General features: G+C 56.7%; 14 protein-coding genes. 7 read left to right on the top strand and 7 right to left on the bottom strand.

Annotated elements, in window-relative coordinates:
* Nucleotides 1-163 precede the first annotated feature (163 nt).
* From G5306_RS05945 to G5306_RS05920, 6 genes are all read right to left on the bottom strand, one after another.
* On the bottom strand, nt 164-1,129 hold the full coding sequence (locus G5306_RS05945; protein ID WP_216953262.1) for an alpha-L-glutamate ligase-like protein: 966 nt from the start codon (nt 1,127-1,129) through the stop codon (nt 164-166).
* 3 nt (nt 1,130-1,132) lie between these two features.
* Nucleotides 1,133-2,671, bottom strand: a complete 1,539-nt coding sequence (locus G5306_RS05940) for an inactive transglutaminase family protein (protein WP_216953263.1) — start codon at nt 2,669-2,671, stop codon at nt 1,133-1,135.
* 3 nt (nt 2,672-2,674) lie between these two features.
* Nucleotides 2,675-3,463 carry an ATP-dependent zinc protease gene (locus tag G5306_RS05935; RefSeq protein ID WP_040067873.1) on the bottom strand — a complete coding sequence of 263 codons (789 nt, stop codon included), beginning with the start codon at nt 3,461-3,463 and terminating at the stop codon, nt 2,675-2,677.
* 52 nt (nt 3,464-3,515) lie between these two features.
* Nucleotides 3,516-4,493, bottom strand: coding sequence for a tRNA 5-methoxyuridine(34)/uridine 5-oxyacetic acid(34) synthase CmoB (gene cmoB, locus G5306_RS05930; protein ID WP_160881619.1), 978 nt, complete (start codon nt 4,491-4,493; stop codon nt 3,516-3,518).
* A complete protein-coding gene (gene cmoA / locus G5306_RS05925) occupies nt 4,490-5,236 on the bottom strand; it encodes a carboxy-S-adenosyl-L-methionine synthase CmoA (RefSeq protein ID WP_005353159.1) in 747 nt (248 codons plus the stop codon). The genes cmoB and cmoA overlap by 4 nt, the downstream gene beginning before the upstream one ends.
* Before the next feature lie 275 nt (nt 5,237-5,511).
* The gene (locus G5306_RS05920) at nt 5,512-6,360 is read right to left on the bottom strand and encodes a DUF72 domain-containing protein (protein ID WP_421312553.1); all 849 of its coding nucleotides are present in this window, start codon (nt 6,358-6,360) and stop codon (nt 5,512-5,514) included.
* Nucleotides 6,361-6,522: 162 nt separating this feature from the next.
* Between G5306_RS05920 and G5306_RS05915 the strand changes: the two genes are divergently transcribed.
* The 3 genes from G5306_RS05915 (at nt 6,523) to G5306_RS05905 (ending at nt 9,416) form a co-directional block, all read left to right on the top strand.
* Nucleotides 6,523-6,774, top strand: coding sequence for an FmdB family zinc ribbon protein (locus G5306_RS05915; RefSeq protein ID WP_005337686.1), 252 nt, complete (start codon nt 6,523-6,525; stop codon nt 6,772-6,774).
* Between the two features lie 32 nt (nt 6,775-6,806).
* Nucleotides 6,807-8,573 (top strand): aspartate--tRNA ligase, encoded by a 1,767-nt coding sequence (gene aspS, locus G5306_RS05910; RefSeq protein WP_005337684.1) that lies wholly within the window; start codon nt 6,807-6,809, stop codon nt 8,571-8,573.
* A gap of 102 nt (nt 8,574-8,675) precedes the next feature.
* A complete protein-coding gene (locus G5306_RS05905) occupies nt 8,676-9,416 on the top strand; it encodes a YebC/PmpR family DNA-binding transcriptional regulator (RefSeq protein ID WP_005337681.1) in 741 nt (246 codons plus the stop codon).
* 596 nt (nt 9,417-10,012) lie between these two features.
* On the opposite strand, the gene adhE is transcribed toward G5306_RS05905, so the two are convergent.
* Nucleotides 10,013-12,679 (bottom strand): bifunctional acetaldehyde-CoA/alcohol dehydrogenase, encoded by a 2,667-nt coding sequence (adhE, locus tag G5306_RS05900; protein ID WP_337072781.1) that lies wholly within the window; start codon nt 12,677-12,679, stop codon nt 10,013-10,015.
* Between the two features lie 840 nt (nt 12,680-13,519).
* Between adhE and G5306_RS05895 the strand changes: the two genes are divergently transcribed.
* The 4 genes from G5306_RS05895 (at nt 13,520) to oppC (ending at nt 17,999) form a co-directional block, all read left to right on the top strand.
* Complete coding sequence (locus tag G5306_RS05895) at nt 13,520-14,155, top strand: YchE family NAAT transporter (RefSeq protein WP_005337678.1); 636 nt, start codon at nt 13,520-13,522, stop codon at nt 14,153-14,155.
* 279 nt (nt 14,156-14,434) lie between these two features.
* A complete protein-coding gene (locus G5306_RS05890; protein WP_421312552.1) occupies nt 14,435-16,054 on the top strand; it encodes an ABC transporter substrate-binding protein in 1,620 nt (539 codons plus the stop codon).
* Nucleotides 16,055-16,152: 98 nt separating this feature from the next.
* A complete protein-coding gene (oppB, locus tag G5306_RS05885; RefSeq protein ID WP_069555437.1) occupies nt 16,153-17,073 on the top strand; it encodes an oligopeptide ABC transporter permease OppB in 921 nt (306 codons plus the stop codon).
* A 14-nt stretch (nt 17,074-17,087) separates the two neighbouring features.
* Nucleotides 17,088-17,999, top strand: coding sequence for an oligopeptide ABC transporter permease OppC (gene oppC, locus G5306_RS05880; protein ID WP_033137999.1), 912 nt, complete (start codon nt 17,088-17,090; stop codon nt 17,997-17,999).
* Nucleotides 18,000-18,049: the final 50 nt, after the last annotated feature.

Below are 18,049 nucleotides of genomic sequence, written 5' to 3'. Positions count from 1 at the left end.
TAGTGAAAAACCGATGCCCAGGCATCGGTTTTTTTATGGCCGTTGTTTGGCTGTCTGGTTCTGTCCCATTGCTCGGCAGGATTGTCGTTGCCGGCAGCGCGCCGATAAACGGCAGTCATAAAAAAGCGCGCCCTTTGGCGCGCTTTTGACATGGGGGGCGGGACTACTCGTCAAAGATACCGAAGTGTTCTTTGGCAAAGTTGACCCGCTGCGCCACGCTCATCTTGACCTGTCCCAGCTTCTCGATGGTCTTGAGGTTGGGCACCAGGCCACGACCGTTGGCGATTTGAATGGCCAGACCCGGGCGGGCGTTGAGCTCCAGCAGCATGGGGCCGCGGAACTTGTCCAGCACCATATCGGTACCGATATAGCCCAGACCAGACATCTCGTAACAGGAGGCGGCCAGGGTGAGCAGGGTATCCCAGTGGGGTACCTTGAGCTCATAGAGGTCGAGGCCGGTATCCGGATGGTGGCGCAGCGGATTGCCAAACTGCACCGCCCGCAGCGCGCGGCCGGTACGCAGGCACAGACCCACCCCAACGGCGCCCTGGTGCAGGTTCGCCTTGCCATCGGAGGCCGAGGTGGAGAGGCGCATCATCGCCATCACCGGGAAGCCTTTGAAGATGATCACCCGGGCATCGGGCACCCCTTCGAACGAGTAGCCGTCGAATACGTCATCGAAGTTGATAAGGCCTTCGACCAGCGCTACGTCTGGCTTGCCACCAAGCGAATAGAGCCCCGCCAGAATGTTGGAGACATGGCGCTCCAGATCCTGGCCGTTGCAGGCGCTGCCGTTGGGTTTGTAGAAGAGACCATCTTCCTGACGGAGGATCACCAGGATCCCCTTGCCGCCAGAGCCACGGGCCGGCTTGATGCAGAAGCCCGGCCAATCTTTTACCAGCTCGGTGATGCGACCTACATCGTGCTGGGCACGGATGGTGCCGATCAGCTCAGGCACCGTCACGCCTGCATCCAGCGCAATTTGCTTGGTCTGCAGCTTGTCATCCACCAGCGGATAGAGGCTGCGCGGATTGTAGCGGCTGATGTAGGAGTGGTTGCGCTTGTTCATACCGAGGATGCCTGCCTGCGACAGGCTCCACGGAGTAGTGTACTTTTCCCAGAACCACATCTGTTACTTGTCCTTACCCGGGGTGGCGCCAGACTTGATCTCGTCCACCAGCGGCTTGAAGCGCTTCAGCTCGCTCAGCTTGTAGCCGGTGTAGTTACCCATCAACAACACGGTCGCCATCAGTACCAGCTGCAGGCCGAGGAAGTTGAAGGTGAGGTGACGGATCAGTTCGTTGTCCATGGCCAGATAGGCGATGATGGCCACCAGCAGGGAGCCACCGCCCTGACGGAACACCTCTTTCGGGCCCTCTTCTTCCCACAGGATGGACATCCGCTCGATGGTCCAGGAGAGGATGATCATCGGGAAGAAGGTGATCTTCATACCGTCGGTCAGCCCCAGCTTGAAGGCAAAGGCAGAGAAGATACCGATCATCGAGATCACCATGATGATGATGGCCGATATTCGGGCGACCAGCAGCAGGTTGAGCCGTGACAGATAGGAGCGGATCACCAGACCTGTGCCGACGATCAGCAGGAAGCCCACCAGACCGGTGATCAGCTGGGTCTGGATAAAGGCGACGGCGATCAGCACCGGCATAAAGGTACCGGAGGTCTTGATGCCGACAATCACGCGCAAGAACACCACCATCAGCACGCCGATCGGGATCAGCAGCAAGCCCTTGAACAGGGTCTGCTCTTCCAGCGGCAGGCTGTGGATAGAGAAGTTCATCATCTCTGATTTTTCAAACTTCTGGGCCAGCGCCACGCTGACCGGCTGCTCCTGCTCGATCATCGAGAAGCTGACACGGGAGTTGTGACCACCGGTCACATCCAGCAGGGCGCCGGAGTTGTACTCCCACAGCAGCAGGTTGGCCGGACGGCCCTGTTCACCGGTTTGCGGGTTGAACAGCTTGTAGTCGGTCGGGCTGTTGAATACCTGCAGGTAATCCACCAGCTCCTGACGACGGCGGCCATCTTCCAGATTCAGAGCATGCACCACGCGGGTGGGGACGTCAGCATTGTTGAGCAGCTCGGCGATCAGGTTGGCACGGCTCTTGTGCTTTTTCAGCAGCTCGGCGTTCTGCTCCTGCTTCTCGATCTCCTTGATGATCTCGCGAGTCAGGGTGTAGCCGTCGGCGGAGCGCTCCTGGGCACGTTCCAGGATCTGCTTCATGGCGGTGGCGTAGGGCTCGCTCTCGATCTGCTTCTCGATGGCAGGCGGCTGCGGATTGGCGGCCGGTTTGGCATGGGCATCTGCCATCATGTCGACGCGGTAGTAGAGCTCCTGACGGCCGGAGGCGGTGCGGATGGACCACTCGGCGCGGGCATCGCCATCTTTCTCGACAAAGGAGAGGCCGTAGCCGGGGCTGGCGGCGTTCTCGTTCATCAGGGTGAAACCGGGCTGGGTGCCCGGAATGGCCAGGGAGGCGATCACCGGCTCACCGGTCGCCTCAAACTCCAGCTTGGCTTCGATGGACCAGATCTGGCGCTTTTCACCGGGCGTCAGCGGCACATCCAACGCGATATGGTGATAGATCGTCATCCCCAGGCCGACAATGTACAGCAGGGCTACCAGCAAATAGAACGGCTTACGGGAAACCATGGATTATTTCACATCCTTGAGCTTGGGTTTGGGTTGGATATATTCGCGGGCCACATCAACCACGGCGATGTCTTTCAAAAATTCGCGACCCAGCAGCACCGGGAAGGTCATGTCGCTGCGGTCCTTCAGGGTAAATTCGGCTTTCTCGGTCATGTCGCCAATCCGTACCGCCAGACGGACCACCGGACGGCGGTCGAGATCGTCGGCAGAGGCCTGACGCACCCGCACATGGCGTACCAGCGGCGCTTCGATCTGGATCTTGTCATCCACATCCTGATGACTCAGGAAGAAGCGCACCCAGTTTTTGCCGTTGCGCTCGAAAATGGTGATCTCCTGCGCACTGATGGAGGAGGTGGTCGCACCGGTATCGACCCGCGCCTGGAAGGCGTCGTTGGCGGCATCAACCCAGATCCACTCGGCTTCACCGACCATCAGCTTGCCATCGATGGTGTGACCCTGATTGGGGGCCGGGCACTTCTCGGTGGGGATGGCCATCGGCTTGGGCGGCTCGGAGGGGAGGGTGGCGAGCTTGTGGTCTACTTGCTTGACGGACTCTTTCATATTGGTGACATCTGTGTTGAGCTGAACCAGCAGGTGCTGTTGCTGCACATACTGCTTCTGTTGCTGTTCCATGGATGTTTGCAGGCGTTGCTCGCTCTGGCTCAGCTCGCTACGAAGCTCGGCCAGCGTCAGAGCAGGGACCTGAGGCGCTTTTTCCATATTGACACACCCGCCGAGACTAAGCAGGGAGAGCAGGGTCATTCCTTTTAATTTGCTTTTCATGTCATTCATTTAACTGTGCTTCCTGGAATTGGGTCAGTGTAACTTCCTGAATCGCCATCGGCTAGTCTTTGGCCTTGCGGGCAATCAGTACGGCACGTTTCGGCGCCGGGTGTCCTTCTACCGTGAGTGCCGGATTGTCTGGATCCAGATAGTCACTCAGGGATTCATTAATCATCCAGTCGGTACGACGCTGTTCGTCGGTGCTGGTCATATTCTCGTCTACTATCCGCACGTCGGTGAAGCCGCAGCGCTCGACCCAAAGCTTGAGTGCGCGGCTTGAGGGAATAAACCAGACGTTGCGCATTTTGCCGTAACGGTCGGTGGGCATCAGCACGTCGTTGACCCCGCCATCAATCACTAGCGTCTCCAGCACCAGCTCGCCATCATCTTTCAATTGATTGCGCAACTGCTCGATGTGCTCGATGGGGGATTTGCGGTGATAGAGCACCCCCATGGAGAAGACGGTGTCAAAGGCACGCAGCTCCGGCAGCTCCTGAATACCGAGCGGAAGCAGGTGGGCGCGCTGATCATTGCCCGCGAAGTGGCGAATGGCCTCGAACTGGCAGAGGAACAGCGGACTCGGGTCTATGCCGACTGCAAGCCGAGCCCCTTCACCCACCATGCGCCAGAGGTGGTAACCGCTGCCGCAGCCCACATCCAGCACGTAACGGCCTTCGAGCGGGCTGATATGGGGCAGCACCCGATCCCACTTCCAGTCAGAGCGCCACTCGGTATCGATATGGATGCCGTGTACGGTGAACGGCCCTTTGCGCCAGGGCATGAAGTGGCGCAGCAGGCTCTCGACCTTCTTGCGTTCACCTTCGCCAAGGCTCTCGGCCGAGCCAATCTCGACCCGGCTTTTCAGCTCGATGTTGCCGGGGGAGACCACCGGCAGCTTGTTGAGGGCGCGGTTCCAGCGCGGCAGGTCGCCATGCTGGTTGTCATGTTGCCAGGCGTGCAGCTGGGCGGGCAGGGTATGCAGCCAGTGGCTCAGCCGGTTTTTGGCAATCAGTTGATAGAAATTGGCAAAGTCGATCATGGCTGGGCGTCGCTGGATTTGATGGCAATCATGGAGCCGAAGTTGAAGCACTGGAACCAGAGATCCTGATGGACGAAACCGGCATCTCGCAGGCGTGCCTGATGCACCGGCAGGCTGTCGGTGCGCATCACGTTCTCAAGGGCGGTGCGTTTCTGGCTGATCTCCAGCTCGCTGTAGCCATTGGCCCGCTTGAAGTCGAGATGCAGATCGATGAGCAGCTCGTTGACCGGTTCATCTTCGAAGCGGAACTTTTCGCTCAGGATCAGGATCCCGCCCGGGCGCAGCCCATCGTGAATGCGCTGGATCAGGGCTGCCCGTTTCTCTGGTTCGACAAATTGCAGGGTGAAGTTGAGTACCACCACGGAGGCGTTCTCGATCTCGATGTCGCAGATATCTGCTTCCACCAGCTCCACCGGCACCTCGGATTTGAAACCGGAGAGGTGGGCGCGGGCGCGCTCAATCATCGGGTGGGAGAGATCCACCGCGGTGATGCGGCAGCCGGGCTGGCTGACATGGCGACGCATTGCCTGGGTCGCGGCGCCCAGTGAGCAGCCGAGATCATAGAGTCGGCTCTCGGGTTGGGCGTAGCGGGCGGCCATCATGCCGATGGCAGAGATGATGTTGCTGTAACCCGGCACCGAGCGCTGGATCATATCGGGAAACACGTCGACGACCTGTTCGTCAAAACAGAAGTCACCCAATCGGGCGATCGGGGCGGCAAAAATTTGATCTTTGGTATGCATGCTGGCGCAACCTGACAGTCGGGACATCACCCGGCTGTATTGTTCAATTGAGTCGTTGGGTGACACCCATCAGAGTAGATTTATCACCTGTTTACGAACGGGGTGGCTGGTCATGAAATCCTTTGGACCTGTCCTGTTCGTACGGGCCATGTTCCGGACCCTTACTTGGGGCGGTAGTGTAGAGGATTGATGGCCGTTTGTCTTGACGCCAGGGCTTGCCACGCCACAAAAAAGCACTTTTTTTGCAGCGAAATGATGGCCGCAGAATGGGTTGGCTAAAAGCGCAGCACTCCCTGACGTGCGCGATCGTTTTCCCCCGGCCAGGGGGCCATCTCCTGCCCCAGCAGACGACTTACCTGACGGGCCAGCTCGGGGGCTTGGGCGTTGTCGGCGGTGTGGATGTAGAGGTAAAGATCCTTGCCCTCGGCCAGCCACTGGCGCCAGTGGGGGAGCCAGCTGGGCAGGAAGGGGTGATTGGCCGCCGGATCCGGCAGGCCGATAAAGCGCACCATGGGGGCGTTGGCGGTGGCCAGCAGATGCACCGGCAGGCGTGGTTTCTTGCCCTGGGCATCGACAAGGGCTGGCGTGGTTGCTTGCACCGAGAAGAGTGGCCGGCTGTCGAGCATCACCCGGTTCACTCCCTGTTCCATCAGCAGCCGGTTCAATGCCCGCTCGGCCTCCCCCTTGGCGAAGAAATCAGGATGACGCACTTCGAGGGCGTAGCGAAACGCCCGTGGCAGCCGATCAATGAAGGCCGCCAGTCTGGCCAGCCCCTGTGGCCCGAAACGGGCGGGCAACTGCAGGGTGAGCAGCCCCAGCTTGTCGTGCAGCGGCGCAAGCAGCTTGATAAAGTCGGCTACTTGCTTGTCTGCGCTCACGAGATCGCTCTGGTGGCTGATGGTTTGCGGAAACTTGAAGTTGAAACGAAAGTGATCGGGCACCGCATCGGCCCAGCGCTGTACCGTATCGGGGGTCGGCAGGGCGTAGAAGGTGGTATTGCCCTCCACCGAATTGAACACGGTGGCGTAGTGGGCGAGGTGTTCGGCAGGCTTGGCGCCAAGGCCCAGCAACTGGCCGGGCCAGCTGGGGTGGGACCACTGTGGCAGGCCCAAATAGAGGCTCATGATGGCTATTCTCTTCGCTCTTGGTGCATTCGTGCCGATTTTTTGCCCGCTTTTTGCCATCGAGTGCAAAAAACTGGCGAAAGGAGGCTGCTGGCCATTTTACCCAAAAGGGGGTTTTCCTCTATAATGCCAGCCCTTTTGTTTTTCAATTTCTTGTGACCCATGCCTATCTACGAATATCGTTGCGACGTCTGTGGCCATGAATTGGCAAAACTGCAAAAGCTTTCCGATGCCCCCCTGACCGACTGTCCGGCCTGTAGCAAGCCGAATCTGGTCAAGCTGATATCGGCGGCAGGCTTCCGGCTCAAGGGAACCGGATGGTACGAGACTGATTTCAAACCGGGTAAGAAAAAGAATCTGGCCAGCTGTGAGACAGACGGTGCTTGCCAGTCGTGCCCGGCGGCCCAAGGTTAACCGTCTCTCTACAATTTCGAAGGAAGAAGTCCATGCGCTCTATCTATTGCGGACAGGTCAATGAGGCCCATGCTGGGCAGACCATTACATTGTGCGGTTGGGTTCATCGTCGTCGTGATCTCGGCGGTCTGATCTTTATCGATATGCGCGACCGGGAAGGGATCGTTCAGGTGTTCTTCGATCCGGACAAGCCGGATGCGTTCGCCCTGGCCTCCGAGCTGCGCGGCGAGTTCTGCATCCAGGTGACCGGCGTGGTGCGCACCCGTCCCGAGTCCCAGCGCAACAGCGATATGGCCACTGGCGCCATCGAAGTGTTCGCCCACGAGCTCAACATCATCAACCGTGCCGAGCCGCTGCCGCTGGACTTCAATCAGGTCAACAGCGAAGAGATCAGCCTCAAGTATCGTTACCTGGATCTGCGTCGTCCCGAGATGGCCAAGTACCTGAAGACCCGTGCCAAGGCCAGCGCCTTCGTACGCCGCTTCATGGACGAGCACGGCTTCCTCGATATCGAGACCCCGATGCTGACCAAGGCCACCCCGGAAGGTGCCCGTGACTATCTGGTGCCGAGCCGCGTGCACAAGGGCAAGTTCTACGCTCTGCCGCAATCACCCCAGCTGTTCAAGCAGTTGCTGATGATGTCCGGCTTCGATCGCTACTACCAGATCGTCAAGTGCTTCCGTGACGAAGACCTGCGTGCCGACCGCCAGCCGGAATTCACCCAGATCGACGTGGAGACCTCCTTCATGACCGCGCCGCAAGTGCGTGAAGTGATGGAAGAGATGATCCGCAAACTGTGGCTGCACATCCTGAACGTGGATCTGGGCGACTTCCCGATCATGACCTTCGACGAAGCCATGCGTCGCTACGGCTCCGACAAGCCGGACCTGCGTCTGCCAATGGAGCTGGTCGATGTGGCTGATCTGCTGACTGCTGTCGAGTTCGCCGTGTTCGCGGGCCCCGCCAACGATCCGAAAGGCCGTGTGGCTGCCCTGAAAGTCCCGGGTGGTGCCGAGCTCTCTCGCAAGCAGATCGACGAATACACCAAGTTTGTCGGCATCTACGGTGCCAAGGGCCTGGCCTGGATGAAGGTCAACGAAGCGGCCAATGGTATCGAAGGCGTGCAGTCTCCGGTTGCCAAGTTCCTCTCTGACGCCATCGTGCGCGAGATCCTGGCTCGTACCGGCGCTGCCGACGGCGACATCATCTTCTTTGGCGCTGACAGCAAGAAAGTGGTTTGCGATGCCATGGGCGCCCTGCGTCTGAAAGTGGGTCGCGATCTGGGCCTGCTGGAGAACAGCTGGAAACCGCTGTGGGTCATCGACTTCCCGATGTTCGAGGAAGATGGTGAAGGTGGTCTGGCCGCCATGCACCACCCGTTCACCGCGCCGAGCAACATGAGCCCGGCCGAGCTGAAAGCCAACCCGGTGGGTGCTTACGCCAACGCCTACGACATGGTGATCAACGGCTACGAAGTGGGTGGTGGCTCTGTCCGTATCCACAACAGCGAGATGCAGTCCACCGTGTTCGACATCCTGGGTATCACCCCGGCCGAGCAGCGCCTGAAGTTCGGCTTCCTGCTGGATGCCCTGAAGTACGGTACCCCGCCGCACGCCGGTCTGGCCTTCGGTCTGGACCGTCTCAGCATGCTGCTGACCGGCACCGAAAACATTCGGGACGTCATCGCCTTCCCGAAAACGACCGCGGCCGCCTGTCTGATGACAGACGCCCCCAGCCTTGCCAATGCCGCCCAACTGGGTGAGCTGGCGATTGCAACCACCGTCAAGGGCGACGAGTAAGCCGATACCGGCACCGGAGGCCGCCGCCGTGCGGCCTCTGTGTTTCCCTTGGGTTAGTCATGATCAGTGTTACTGACATTTAAAAAATAACGGAGAGTCTCTATGGCAGGTCACAGTAAATGGGCCAACATCAAACACCGCAAGGCCGCTCAGGACGCCAAGCGTGGCAAGATCTTCACCAAGCTGATCCGCGAAATCACTACCTCCGCGCGTCTGGGTGATGCCGATCCCGCCAACAACCCGCGTCTGCGTGCTGCGGTGACTGCCGCCCTGACCAACAACATGACCCGCGACACCATCAACCGTGCCATTCAGCGTGGCGCCGGTGGTGGCGATGGCGAACAGCTCGAGACCATCGTATACGAAGGTTACGGCCCGGCTGGCTCTGCCGTGATGGTAGAGTGCCTGACCGACAACCGTAACCGTACCGTAGCCGAAGTGCGCCACGCCTTCAGCAAGTGCGGTGGCAACCTGGGTACCGACGGCTCCGTTGCCTATCTGTTCAGCAAGAAAGGTCTGCTGACTTTCGTGGGCGTAGACGAAGATGCCCTGATGGATGCCGCGCTCGAAGCGGGCGCCGATGACGTGGTCACCGAAGAGGATGGCACTATCGAGGTGTACACCACCCCGAACGACTTCGGTACCGTGCTGGACGGTCTGGAAGCTGCCGGCTTCAAGGCCCAGAGCGCCGAAGTGACCATGATCCCCTCCACCGAAGCGGAGCTGGATGCAGAGACTGCACCCAAGCTGATGCGTCTGATCGACATGCTGGAAGATCTGGACGACGTGCAAGAGGTGTATCACAACGGCTCCATCTCCGATGAAGTCGCTGCGACCCTCTGATCGCTGAATCGTGCTCTCCCGATGGCAGCCTGATGGCTGCCATTTTTTTATCTTTGCATCGTGGCAACTGCTGATGTGTCGGTTGAGCAATCGGCGCAACAACTCTCTTCACTGACAATCTTTCCCGCTTTCTCTGCGAATTATCATTGCTCTGTCTCTGCCAGTCGGTTGGCCCGCACGTACGCCAGTCGGCAGTTCTGCTGCGTTGCGCTAGCGAGGCTCCGCTTATTCTGTTTATCACTCCTTTAGCTCTGTAGATGGGGTTCACTGCTCGCATCTGCCCGTCAGGGTAATTGCGTTGCGGGTAGGGGGAGGAGGTGATGGGACGTGCTCTTGTTATCACAGGTGGCCCATCAATACAGAGTCACAGGTTGGGATATCGATAGCGGATTGGCTGGGACGAGTTGGTTGGTTGGTTGGTTGGTTGGTTGGTTGGTTGGTTGGTTGGTTGGTTGGTTGGTTGGTTGGTTGGTTGGTTGGTCCGGAAGATAGGTGCTGCACTAGCGCAATCGGTTGGAGAGAGGAGAGCAGTGAATAAGTGGCAGATAAAAAAAAAGCCCGCGCACTGCGCGGGCTTGTTATTTCAGGACTGATTATCAGGCCTTGGATTTCTTCTTGCCTTCAACCTTGGCTTCAACCGGGGCAGCAGTTACCGGAACGGCTTCGGTGAACGGACGACCGTAGTAGGAGTCCAGCAGAACCTGCTTCAGCTCGCTGATCAGCGGGTAGCGCGGGTTGGCGCCGGTGCACTGGTCATCGAAAGCTTCGATAGCCAGCTGGTCAACCTTGGCCAGGAAGTCAGCTTCAGTCACGCCAGCTTCGCGGATAGAGGCCGGGATACCCAGGGTCGCCTTCAGCTCGTCCAGCCAGGTCAGCAGCTTCTCGATCTTGGCGGCGGTGCGGTCACCGGCAGCAGTCAGACCCAGGTGGTCAGCGACTTCGGCGTAACGACGACGAGCCTGCGGACGGTCGTACTGGGAGAACGCAGTCTGCTTGGTCGGGTTGTCGTTCGCGTTGTAGCGGATGACGTTGCTGATCAGCAGGGCGTTAGCCAGACCGTGCGGAATGTGGAACTCGGCACCCAGTTTGTGAGCCATGGAGTGGCACACACCCAGGAAGGCGTTGGCGAACGCGATACCGGCGATGGTGGCAGCATTGTGCACCTTCTCACGAGCGATCGGGTCGTTGGCACCGTTCTGGTAGCTGGATGGCAGGTACTCTTTCAGCATTTTCAGGGCTTGCAGCGCCTGACCGTCGGAGTACTCGTTAGCCAGTACGGAAACATAGGCTTCCATGGCGTGAGTCACGGCATCGATACCACCGAAGGCACACAGGGACTTCGGCATGCCCATGACCAGGTTGGCATCAACGATGGCCATGTTCGGGGTCAGCTCGTAGTCAGCCAGCGGATACTTCTGACCAGACACTTCATCGGTTACTACCGCAAACGGAGTGACTTCAGAGCCGGTACCGGAAGTGGTGGTGATACAGACCAGTTCGGCCTTCACGCCCATTTTCGGGAACTTGTAGATACGCTTGCGGATGTCCATGAAGCGCATGGCCAGATCTTCGAACGCAGTGTTCGGGTGCTCGTACATTACCCACATGATCTTGGCCGCATCCATCGGTGAACCACCGCCCAGCGCCAGGATAACGTCCGGTTTGAAGGAGTTGGCCATCTCGGCACCCTTGCGAACCACAGCCAGGGTCGGGTCAGCTTCTACTTCGTAGAACACTTCCACTTCCATATTCTGTGCTTTCAGCAGGCTGACCAGTTCATCGGCGTAGCCGTTGTTGAACAGGAAGCGGTCAGTTACGACCATGGCACGCTTTTTACCTTCCAGGTCGCTCAGAGCGATCGGCAGGGAACCACGACGGAAGTAGATGGATTTCGGAAGTTTGTGCCACAGCATGTTTTCTGCCCGTTTTGCGACTGTCTTCTTGTTGATCAGGTGCTTCGGACCCACGTTTTCGGAGATGGAGTTACCGCTCCAGGAGCCGCAACCCAGGGTCAGGGACGGTGCCATTGCGAAGTTGTACAGGTCACCGATACCGCCTTGGGTAGACGGAGTGTTGATCAGGATACGCGCGGTCTTCATCTTGTCGCCGAAGTACTTGATGCGGTCAGCGTTGCGGTCCTGGTCGGTGTACAGACCTGAGGTGTGGCCGATACCACCGATGTTGACCATGTCACAGGCCATATCTACGGCGTTTTCGAAGCTGCTTGCACGGAACATACCGAGCAGCGGGGACAATTTCTCGTGAGCAAACTCATCTTCTGCACACAGCTTGACGCCTTCACCAATCAGGATCTTGGTATCAGCCGGTACAGTCACGCCTGCCATCTCGGCAATCTTGGTGGCTGGCTGGCCAACGATGTTGGCGTTCAGGGCACCGTTGATCAGGATGACTTTACGCACCTTGTCAGCATCTTCTTTGGAGAGCACGTGGCCCTTGTGGGATGCAAAGCGCTCTTTAACCTGGTCGTAGATGGCATCAACAACGATGACTGCCTGCTCGGAAGCACAGACCACGCCGTTATCGAAAGTCTTGGACATCAGGATGGAGGCAACGGCACGCTTCACGTCGGCGGTTTCGTCGATAACGATGGGCACGTTACCGGCACCCACACCGATAGCAGGCTTACCGGAGGAGTAGGCTGCTTTTACCATGCCCGGGCCACCGGTGGCCAGGATCAGGTTGATGTCTTCGTGCTTCATCAGGGCGTTGGATAGCTCAACAGACGGTTGGTCGATCCAGCCGATGATGTCTTTCGGTGCACCGGCGGCAACAGCTGCATCCAGTACCAGCTTGGCAGCGGTATTGGTGGAGTTCTTGGCACGGGGGTGCGGGGAGAAGATGATGGCGTTGCGGGTCTTGAGCGCGATCATGGATTTGAAGATCGCAGTAGAGGTCGGGTTGGTGGTCGGAACGATACCACAGATGATACCTACCGGCTCGGCGATGGTGATGGTGCCCATCTGATCATCTTCGCTCAGAATGCCGCAGGTCTTTTCGTCTTTGTACTTGTTGTAGATGTATTCGGAGGCGAAGTGGTTCTTGATAACCTTGTCTTCGATGATACCCATACCGGATTCTTCCACGGCCATCTGGGCCAGGGGGATACGGGCGTTGTTGGCGGCCAGGGCGGCGGCACGGAAGATCTTGTCTACCTGCTCTTGAGAGAAGCTGGCGAATTCACGCTGTGCTTCCTTAACGCGGGCGACCAGTGCATCCAGTTCAGCCAAATTGGTTACTGCCATGTTTATCTCCTGATTATTTGAAAACTGTTTAGTAAGACGTTGGCAATGCCCGGCAATTATAGTCGCCCTGTCAAGACGGTATGGTTGCAACACGGTTTTTACATGCCTTACTAAATCGCTTTCTGAGTCGATTATAGAGCGGGGCCGACTCAGAAAAACTTGATCTGGATCATGTGTAACAAAAGAACAAAAGAAATTTTCTTTCACAATCCTTGTTTGACCGATGTTATCGAAATGTACACCAAAGGGAAAGGTAAGAGGCCTGTTAATGCAGGGCAATAAACCACATTTATCAAGCGGTTAATTATTCCTCTTCATCTGGTTGCAGCACCAATTTGGCACTATTAGTTAGTAAATATGAGTAGATAGGTTTCAAAATCATCGGCAAACGCGCTTTATTTCTGCATTTGTTGCGAGAATGATTGTTGTTTTAATCCATGACTAATCCGCTTTATTCCCCGAGGACGCCATTTCTGCCCGCTTTCCCGGTTTTTGCATTGTGGCTCTCTTGCCGAGTCAGTGAAGTGATGCATAGCCTGAAATAGTGGAAAGGCAAAGCCTGGATTCTCTCGAGTCGCTTGGTCATTCGGTCAGTCACCGTCGGACTCTCTGGTCATGATTAAGTAGACTTGCACTCACTTTTCTAACGCGTGTCGGGCGGTAGAAAGGGCTTTTGGCATCGGTTTATGCCAGTTAGCGTGGATGCATTAGATGAACTAACTAAAAAACCCTCAAAATGGTGAGATTATTTGATTGGTGCCCGCTCTGGCTATGATGTAAATTTACGCACGAAATTAATGGACTGGCCCGCTGGGCCCGAAACTCTATTGGAAGGCGCCTATGGCAGCAATTGACGTCTCGTTGTATCTGAAGTTTTTTGTCGGTTTGTTCGCAATTATCAACCCGCTTGGTCTGCTGCCAGTCTTTGTCAGCCTGACCAGCCACCATACCCAGGCCGAGCGGATGAAAACCAACACCACCGCCAATATCGCGGTGATGGTGATCTTGCTGGTCTCCATGTATATGGGGCAACTGATCCTCGATGGGTTTGGTATTTCGCTGGCGTCGTTCCGGATCGCCGGTGGGTCGCTGATTACCCTGATTGCCTGGTCAATGCTGCAGGGCAAGCTGGGCGAGGTGAAGCACAACAAACAGGAGAAGGGTGAACTGGCGGTGCGCGAGTCTATCGCCGTGGTTCCGCTGGCACTTCCATTGATGGCAGGCCCCGGTGCCATCTCCTCGGTGATTGTCTATGCCAGCCAGAGCCACTGGCAGCAACTGCTTGGCATGTCAGTGGTTGTCGTGGTCTTCTCCTTCTGCTCCTGGCTCATCTTCCGCGCCGCGCCGCTGCTGTTCAAGATCATGGGCAACACCGGTATCAACGTGGTGACCCGTATCATGGGTCTTATCATGATGTCGCTGGGTATCGAGATCATGGTGGCCGGTATCAAGGGCGTTTTCCCCAGTCTGATGTGAGCCAGCTCCACTTTATGAAAGCCGGTCCTCGTGACCGGCTTTTTATTGGTTGCTTTTTACCCTGTCTTTTCTAGAATCGGTCGTTTGTGTGAAAAATGAGCGAGTTGCTGGTGTTTTAATACTGAAAAAACGCACATTAGCTGATTTTTTAACCAGGAAATGACAGTTACCCTGACAATATCTGTTGCATTATCAGAATTGGCAGGGAATTATGCTGGGAGCGGGTTTTATCACCGTCACTTTAAAAAACGCATGGAATGTTCTTGTTGGAGTAGGGAAATGACTCATAAAAAAACAATGATTAACACATTGCTGATGGCTGCACTGTTTGGTGGCGTCAATGTGGCTCAGGCTGCCGATGTCCCGGCGGGAACCAAGCTGGCGGATGTCCAGCAGTTGGTAAAAGGCAACGGTTCCGAGCCTGCGACCTTGGACCCACAGAAAGTTGAAGGAACGCCTGAGTCTGCAATTTTGCGCGACCTGTTTGAAGGTCTCGTGACATCCGGTTCGAAAGGGGAAGTTGTTCCGGGTGTCGCAGAGTCTTGGGAAACCAAGGATAACAAGCACTACGTCTTCCACCTGCGCAAAGATGCCAAGTGGTCTAATGGTGAACCGGTCACCGCACATGACTTTGTATATGCTTTCCAACGTGCAGTTGACCCCAGGACAGCTTCTCCATACTCCTGGTACCTGGAGATGCCAACTATTGCCAATGCTACAGAGATCATTGCTGGCAAGAAGCCGGCTGATACGCTGGGTGTGAAGGCGACCGACGACTACACCTTCGAAGTTCAGCTCGAGAAGGCCATCCCTTATTTCGTAACCATGCTCTCTCATACCACCACTTATCCGGTACCGAAGAAGGTGATCGAGAAGTATGGTGAAAAATGGACCCAGCCGGGCAATATGGTAGGTAATGGTGCCTACGTATTGAAGGAGTGGGTTGTTAATGAGCGAATTGGTTTGGAGCGTAATAAAAACTATTGGAATGATGCGAAAACGGTGATCAACAAGGTTACCTATCTTCCGATCCAGTCCACCAACGCGGAGCTAAATCGCTTTTTGGCTGGTGAGATCGACATGACATGGAATGTGCCGATCGAACGCTTTAAGCAGTTGAAGAAAGATTATCCCGCGGATCTGAAGGTTGAAGGTCTGGTTTCTACTTATTACTACCAGTTCAACATCAAGAAAAAGCCGTTTGATGACGTGCGAGTGCGAACTGCTCTCTCTTATGCTGTCAATCGTGACGTGATTGCAGATAAAGTCATGGGACAAGGGCAAAAACCCGCATATGGGTTGACGCCTGACTATGTTGATGGTTTTAAACCGGTTGCTCCGGAGTGGTCAAAAATGACCCAGGCTGAACGTGACGCCAAGGCCAAGGCGCTGCTTGAAGAGGCAGGTTTCGATGCCAGCAAGCCGCTGAAGTTCGAGCTGCTCTACAACACCGATGACAACCACAAGAAAGTAGCTGTGGCCGTTGCCTCCATGTGGAAAAAACTGGGTGCAGAGGTCAGCTTGGTGAACCAGGAGTGGAAAACTTACCTCGAAACCAAGAAGCAGGGACAGTTTGACGTGGGTCGTGCCGGCTGGAGCGCCGACTACAATGAAGCCTCATCCATGCTGGATCTGATGCAGACCACTCACGGCAACAACGATGGCAAGTACTCCAATCCGGTGTTTGACAAGTTGATGACCGATTCTCGTGATCAGGTTGATGCGGACGCTCGCAACAAGCTCTATGTCCAGGCGGAAGAGATCCTGGCCAAGGACATGCCGATCATCCCGATATACCAATATGTTCAACCTCGGATGGTCAAAGCTTATGTTGGGGGTTACCCAAGCAACCCGCTGGATAACCTCTACAGCAAAGATATGTACATCATTGCTCACTGATTTAAAGCAACAAGTCGCATAACAAGCAGGGCCCGCCAGACGGCGGGCCTTTATTACAACCGCGACCCTTTGGAAGCAGTACAGGACAGGAAATGTCTATGTTGAAATTCATTTTTAAACGGCTATTGGAAGCGATCCCGACTCTGCTGGTCTTGATCACCGTCTCTTTCTTCATGATGCGTTTCGCCCCGGGTAACCCCTTTACCAGCGAACGTTCACTCCCCCCCGAAGTAATGGCCAACATCGAAGCCAAATACGGCCTCGACAAGCCGATCGGCATGCAATATCTCACTTACCTGGGCAACCTGGTACAGGGTGATTTGGGGCCCTCTTTCAAATACAAGGATTTCACCGTCAATGATTTGGTGAGTCAGGCGTTGCCTGTCTCCGCCAAGATCGGGACCACGGCCTTCTTCTTCGCCGTGTTGCTGGGGGTCACCTTCGGCACCATAGCGGCACTGAAACAGAACACCATTATCGACTATCTGCTGATGTCGTCGGCCATGGCCGGGGTGGTGATCCCGGGCTTTGTGCTGGCGCCCTTGCTGGTGCTGTTTTTCAGTATTCATCTGGGCTGGTTCCCTGCCGGTGGCTGGCAGGGTGGTGGCATCCAGTTTATGGTGCTGCCTGTGTTCGGCATGATGATGTACTACATCTCTGCTATCTCGCGGATCATGCGGGGCAGCATGATCGAGACCATGAACTCCAACTTTATCCGTACCGCCCGTGCCAAGGGCTTGCCGCTGCGCCATATCATCCTGAAACACGCGCTGCGTCCGGCCATGCTGCCGGTGGTCTCCTATCTGGGCCCGGCTTTTGTCGGCATCATCACAGGTTCCGTGGTGATCGAGACCATCTTCGGCCTGCCGGGGATCGGTCAGCTGTTCGTCAACGGTGCCCTTAACCGTGATTACTCCATGGTGCTCGGTCTGACCATTCTGGTCGGCGCCCTCACCATCACCTTTAACGCTGTGGTCGATATTCTCTACGCCTTTATCGATCCCAAGATCCGTTACTAATTCGGGAGTTCATCATGGTTGTTTCAACTGAAAAACGGGATGCCGTCGAGGCGTTCGCGCAAAAAGTAGAGGTGGTGGAGGGGCGCTCCCTGTGGAAGGATGCCCGTCGCCGTTTCCTGCGCAACAAGGCTGCTCTGACCAGCCTGATTATCCTGACCATCATCGGTCTGGCGGTCATCGTCGGCCCTCATCTGTCCCAATACACCTTTGACGATCCGGACTGGGGGGCCATGCAGTCGCCGCCGGATATGGAAGCGGGTCACTACTTCGGTACCGACAGTCTGGGGCGCGATCTGTTCGTGCGCACCCTGCTGGGCGGTCGCATCTCCCTGATGGTCGGCATCATGGGGGCCATGGTGGCGGTCATCATCGGCACTCTGTATGGCGCTGCCTCCGGCTTTATCGGCGGGCGGGTCGACAGCCTGATGATGCGGGTCCTTGAGATCCTCAACGCCTTCCCCTTCATGTTCTTCGTGATCATGCTGGTCACCTTCTTCGGCCGCAACCTGGCGCTCATTTTCATCGCCATCGGCGCGGTTAGCTGGCTCGACATGGCGCGGATCGTGCGAGGCCAGACCCTCAGCCTCAAGAGCAAGGAGTTTATCGAGGCGGCTCACGTCTGCGGCGTCTCCAAGTGGAAGATCATCACCCGTCACATCGTACCCAACGTGCTGGGGATCGTGGCGGTCTACGCCACCCTGCTGGTGCCCGGGATGATCATGTTCGAATCCTTCCTGAGCTTCCTTGGCCTGGGCGTGCAAGAGCCCATGACCAGCTGGGGTGCTTTGCTGGATGAAGGCTCCAAGTCGATGGAAGTGGCCATCTGGCAACTGCTGTTCCCCGCCTGCTTTATGGTGGTGACCCTGTTTTGCTTCAACTTCCTCGGGGATGGTCTGCGTGACGCCCTCGATCCGAAAGATCGTTAATCGAGCATCGGGTCGACAGGAAAGCATCACGAAAGATCGATAAGGAGTTT

The sequence above is a fragment of the Aeromonas sp. 603404 genome, assembly GCF_049171775.1.
GTDB classification, from domain to species: Bacteria; Pseudomonadota; Gammaproteobacteria; order Enterobacterales; family Aeromonadaceae; genus Aeromonas; species Aeromonas veronii_A.
The sequence above is the reverse complement of the archived record's forward strand: the minus strand, read 5'-3'. Positions and strand labels throughout refer to the sequence as shown.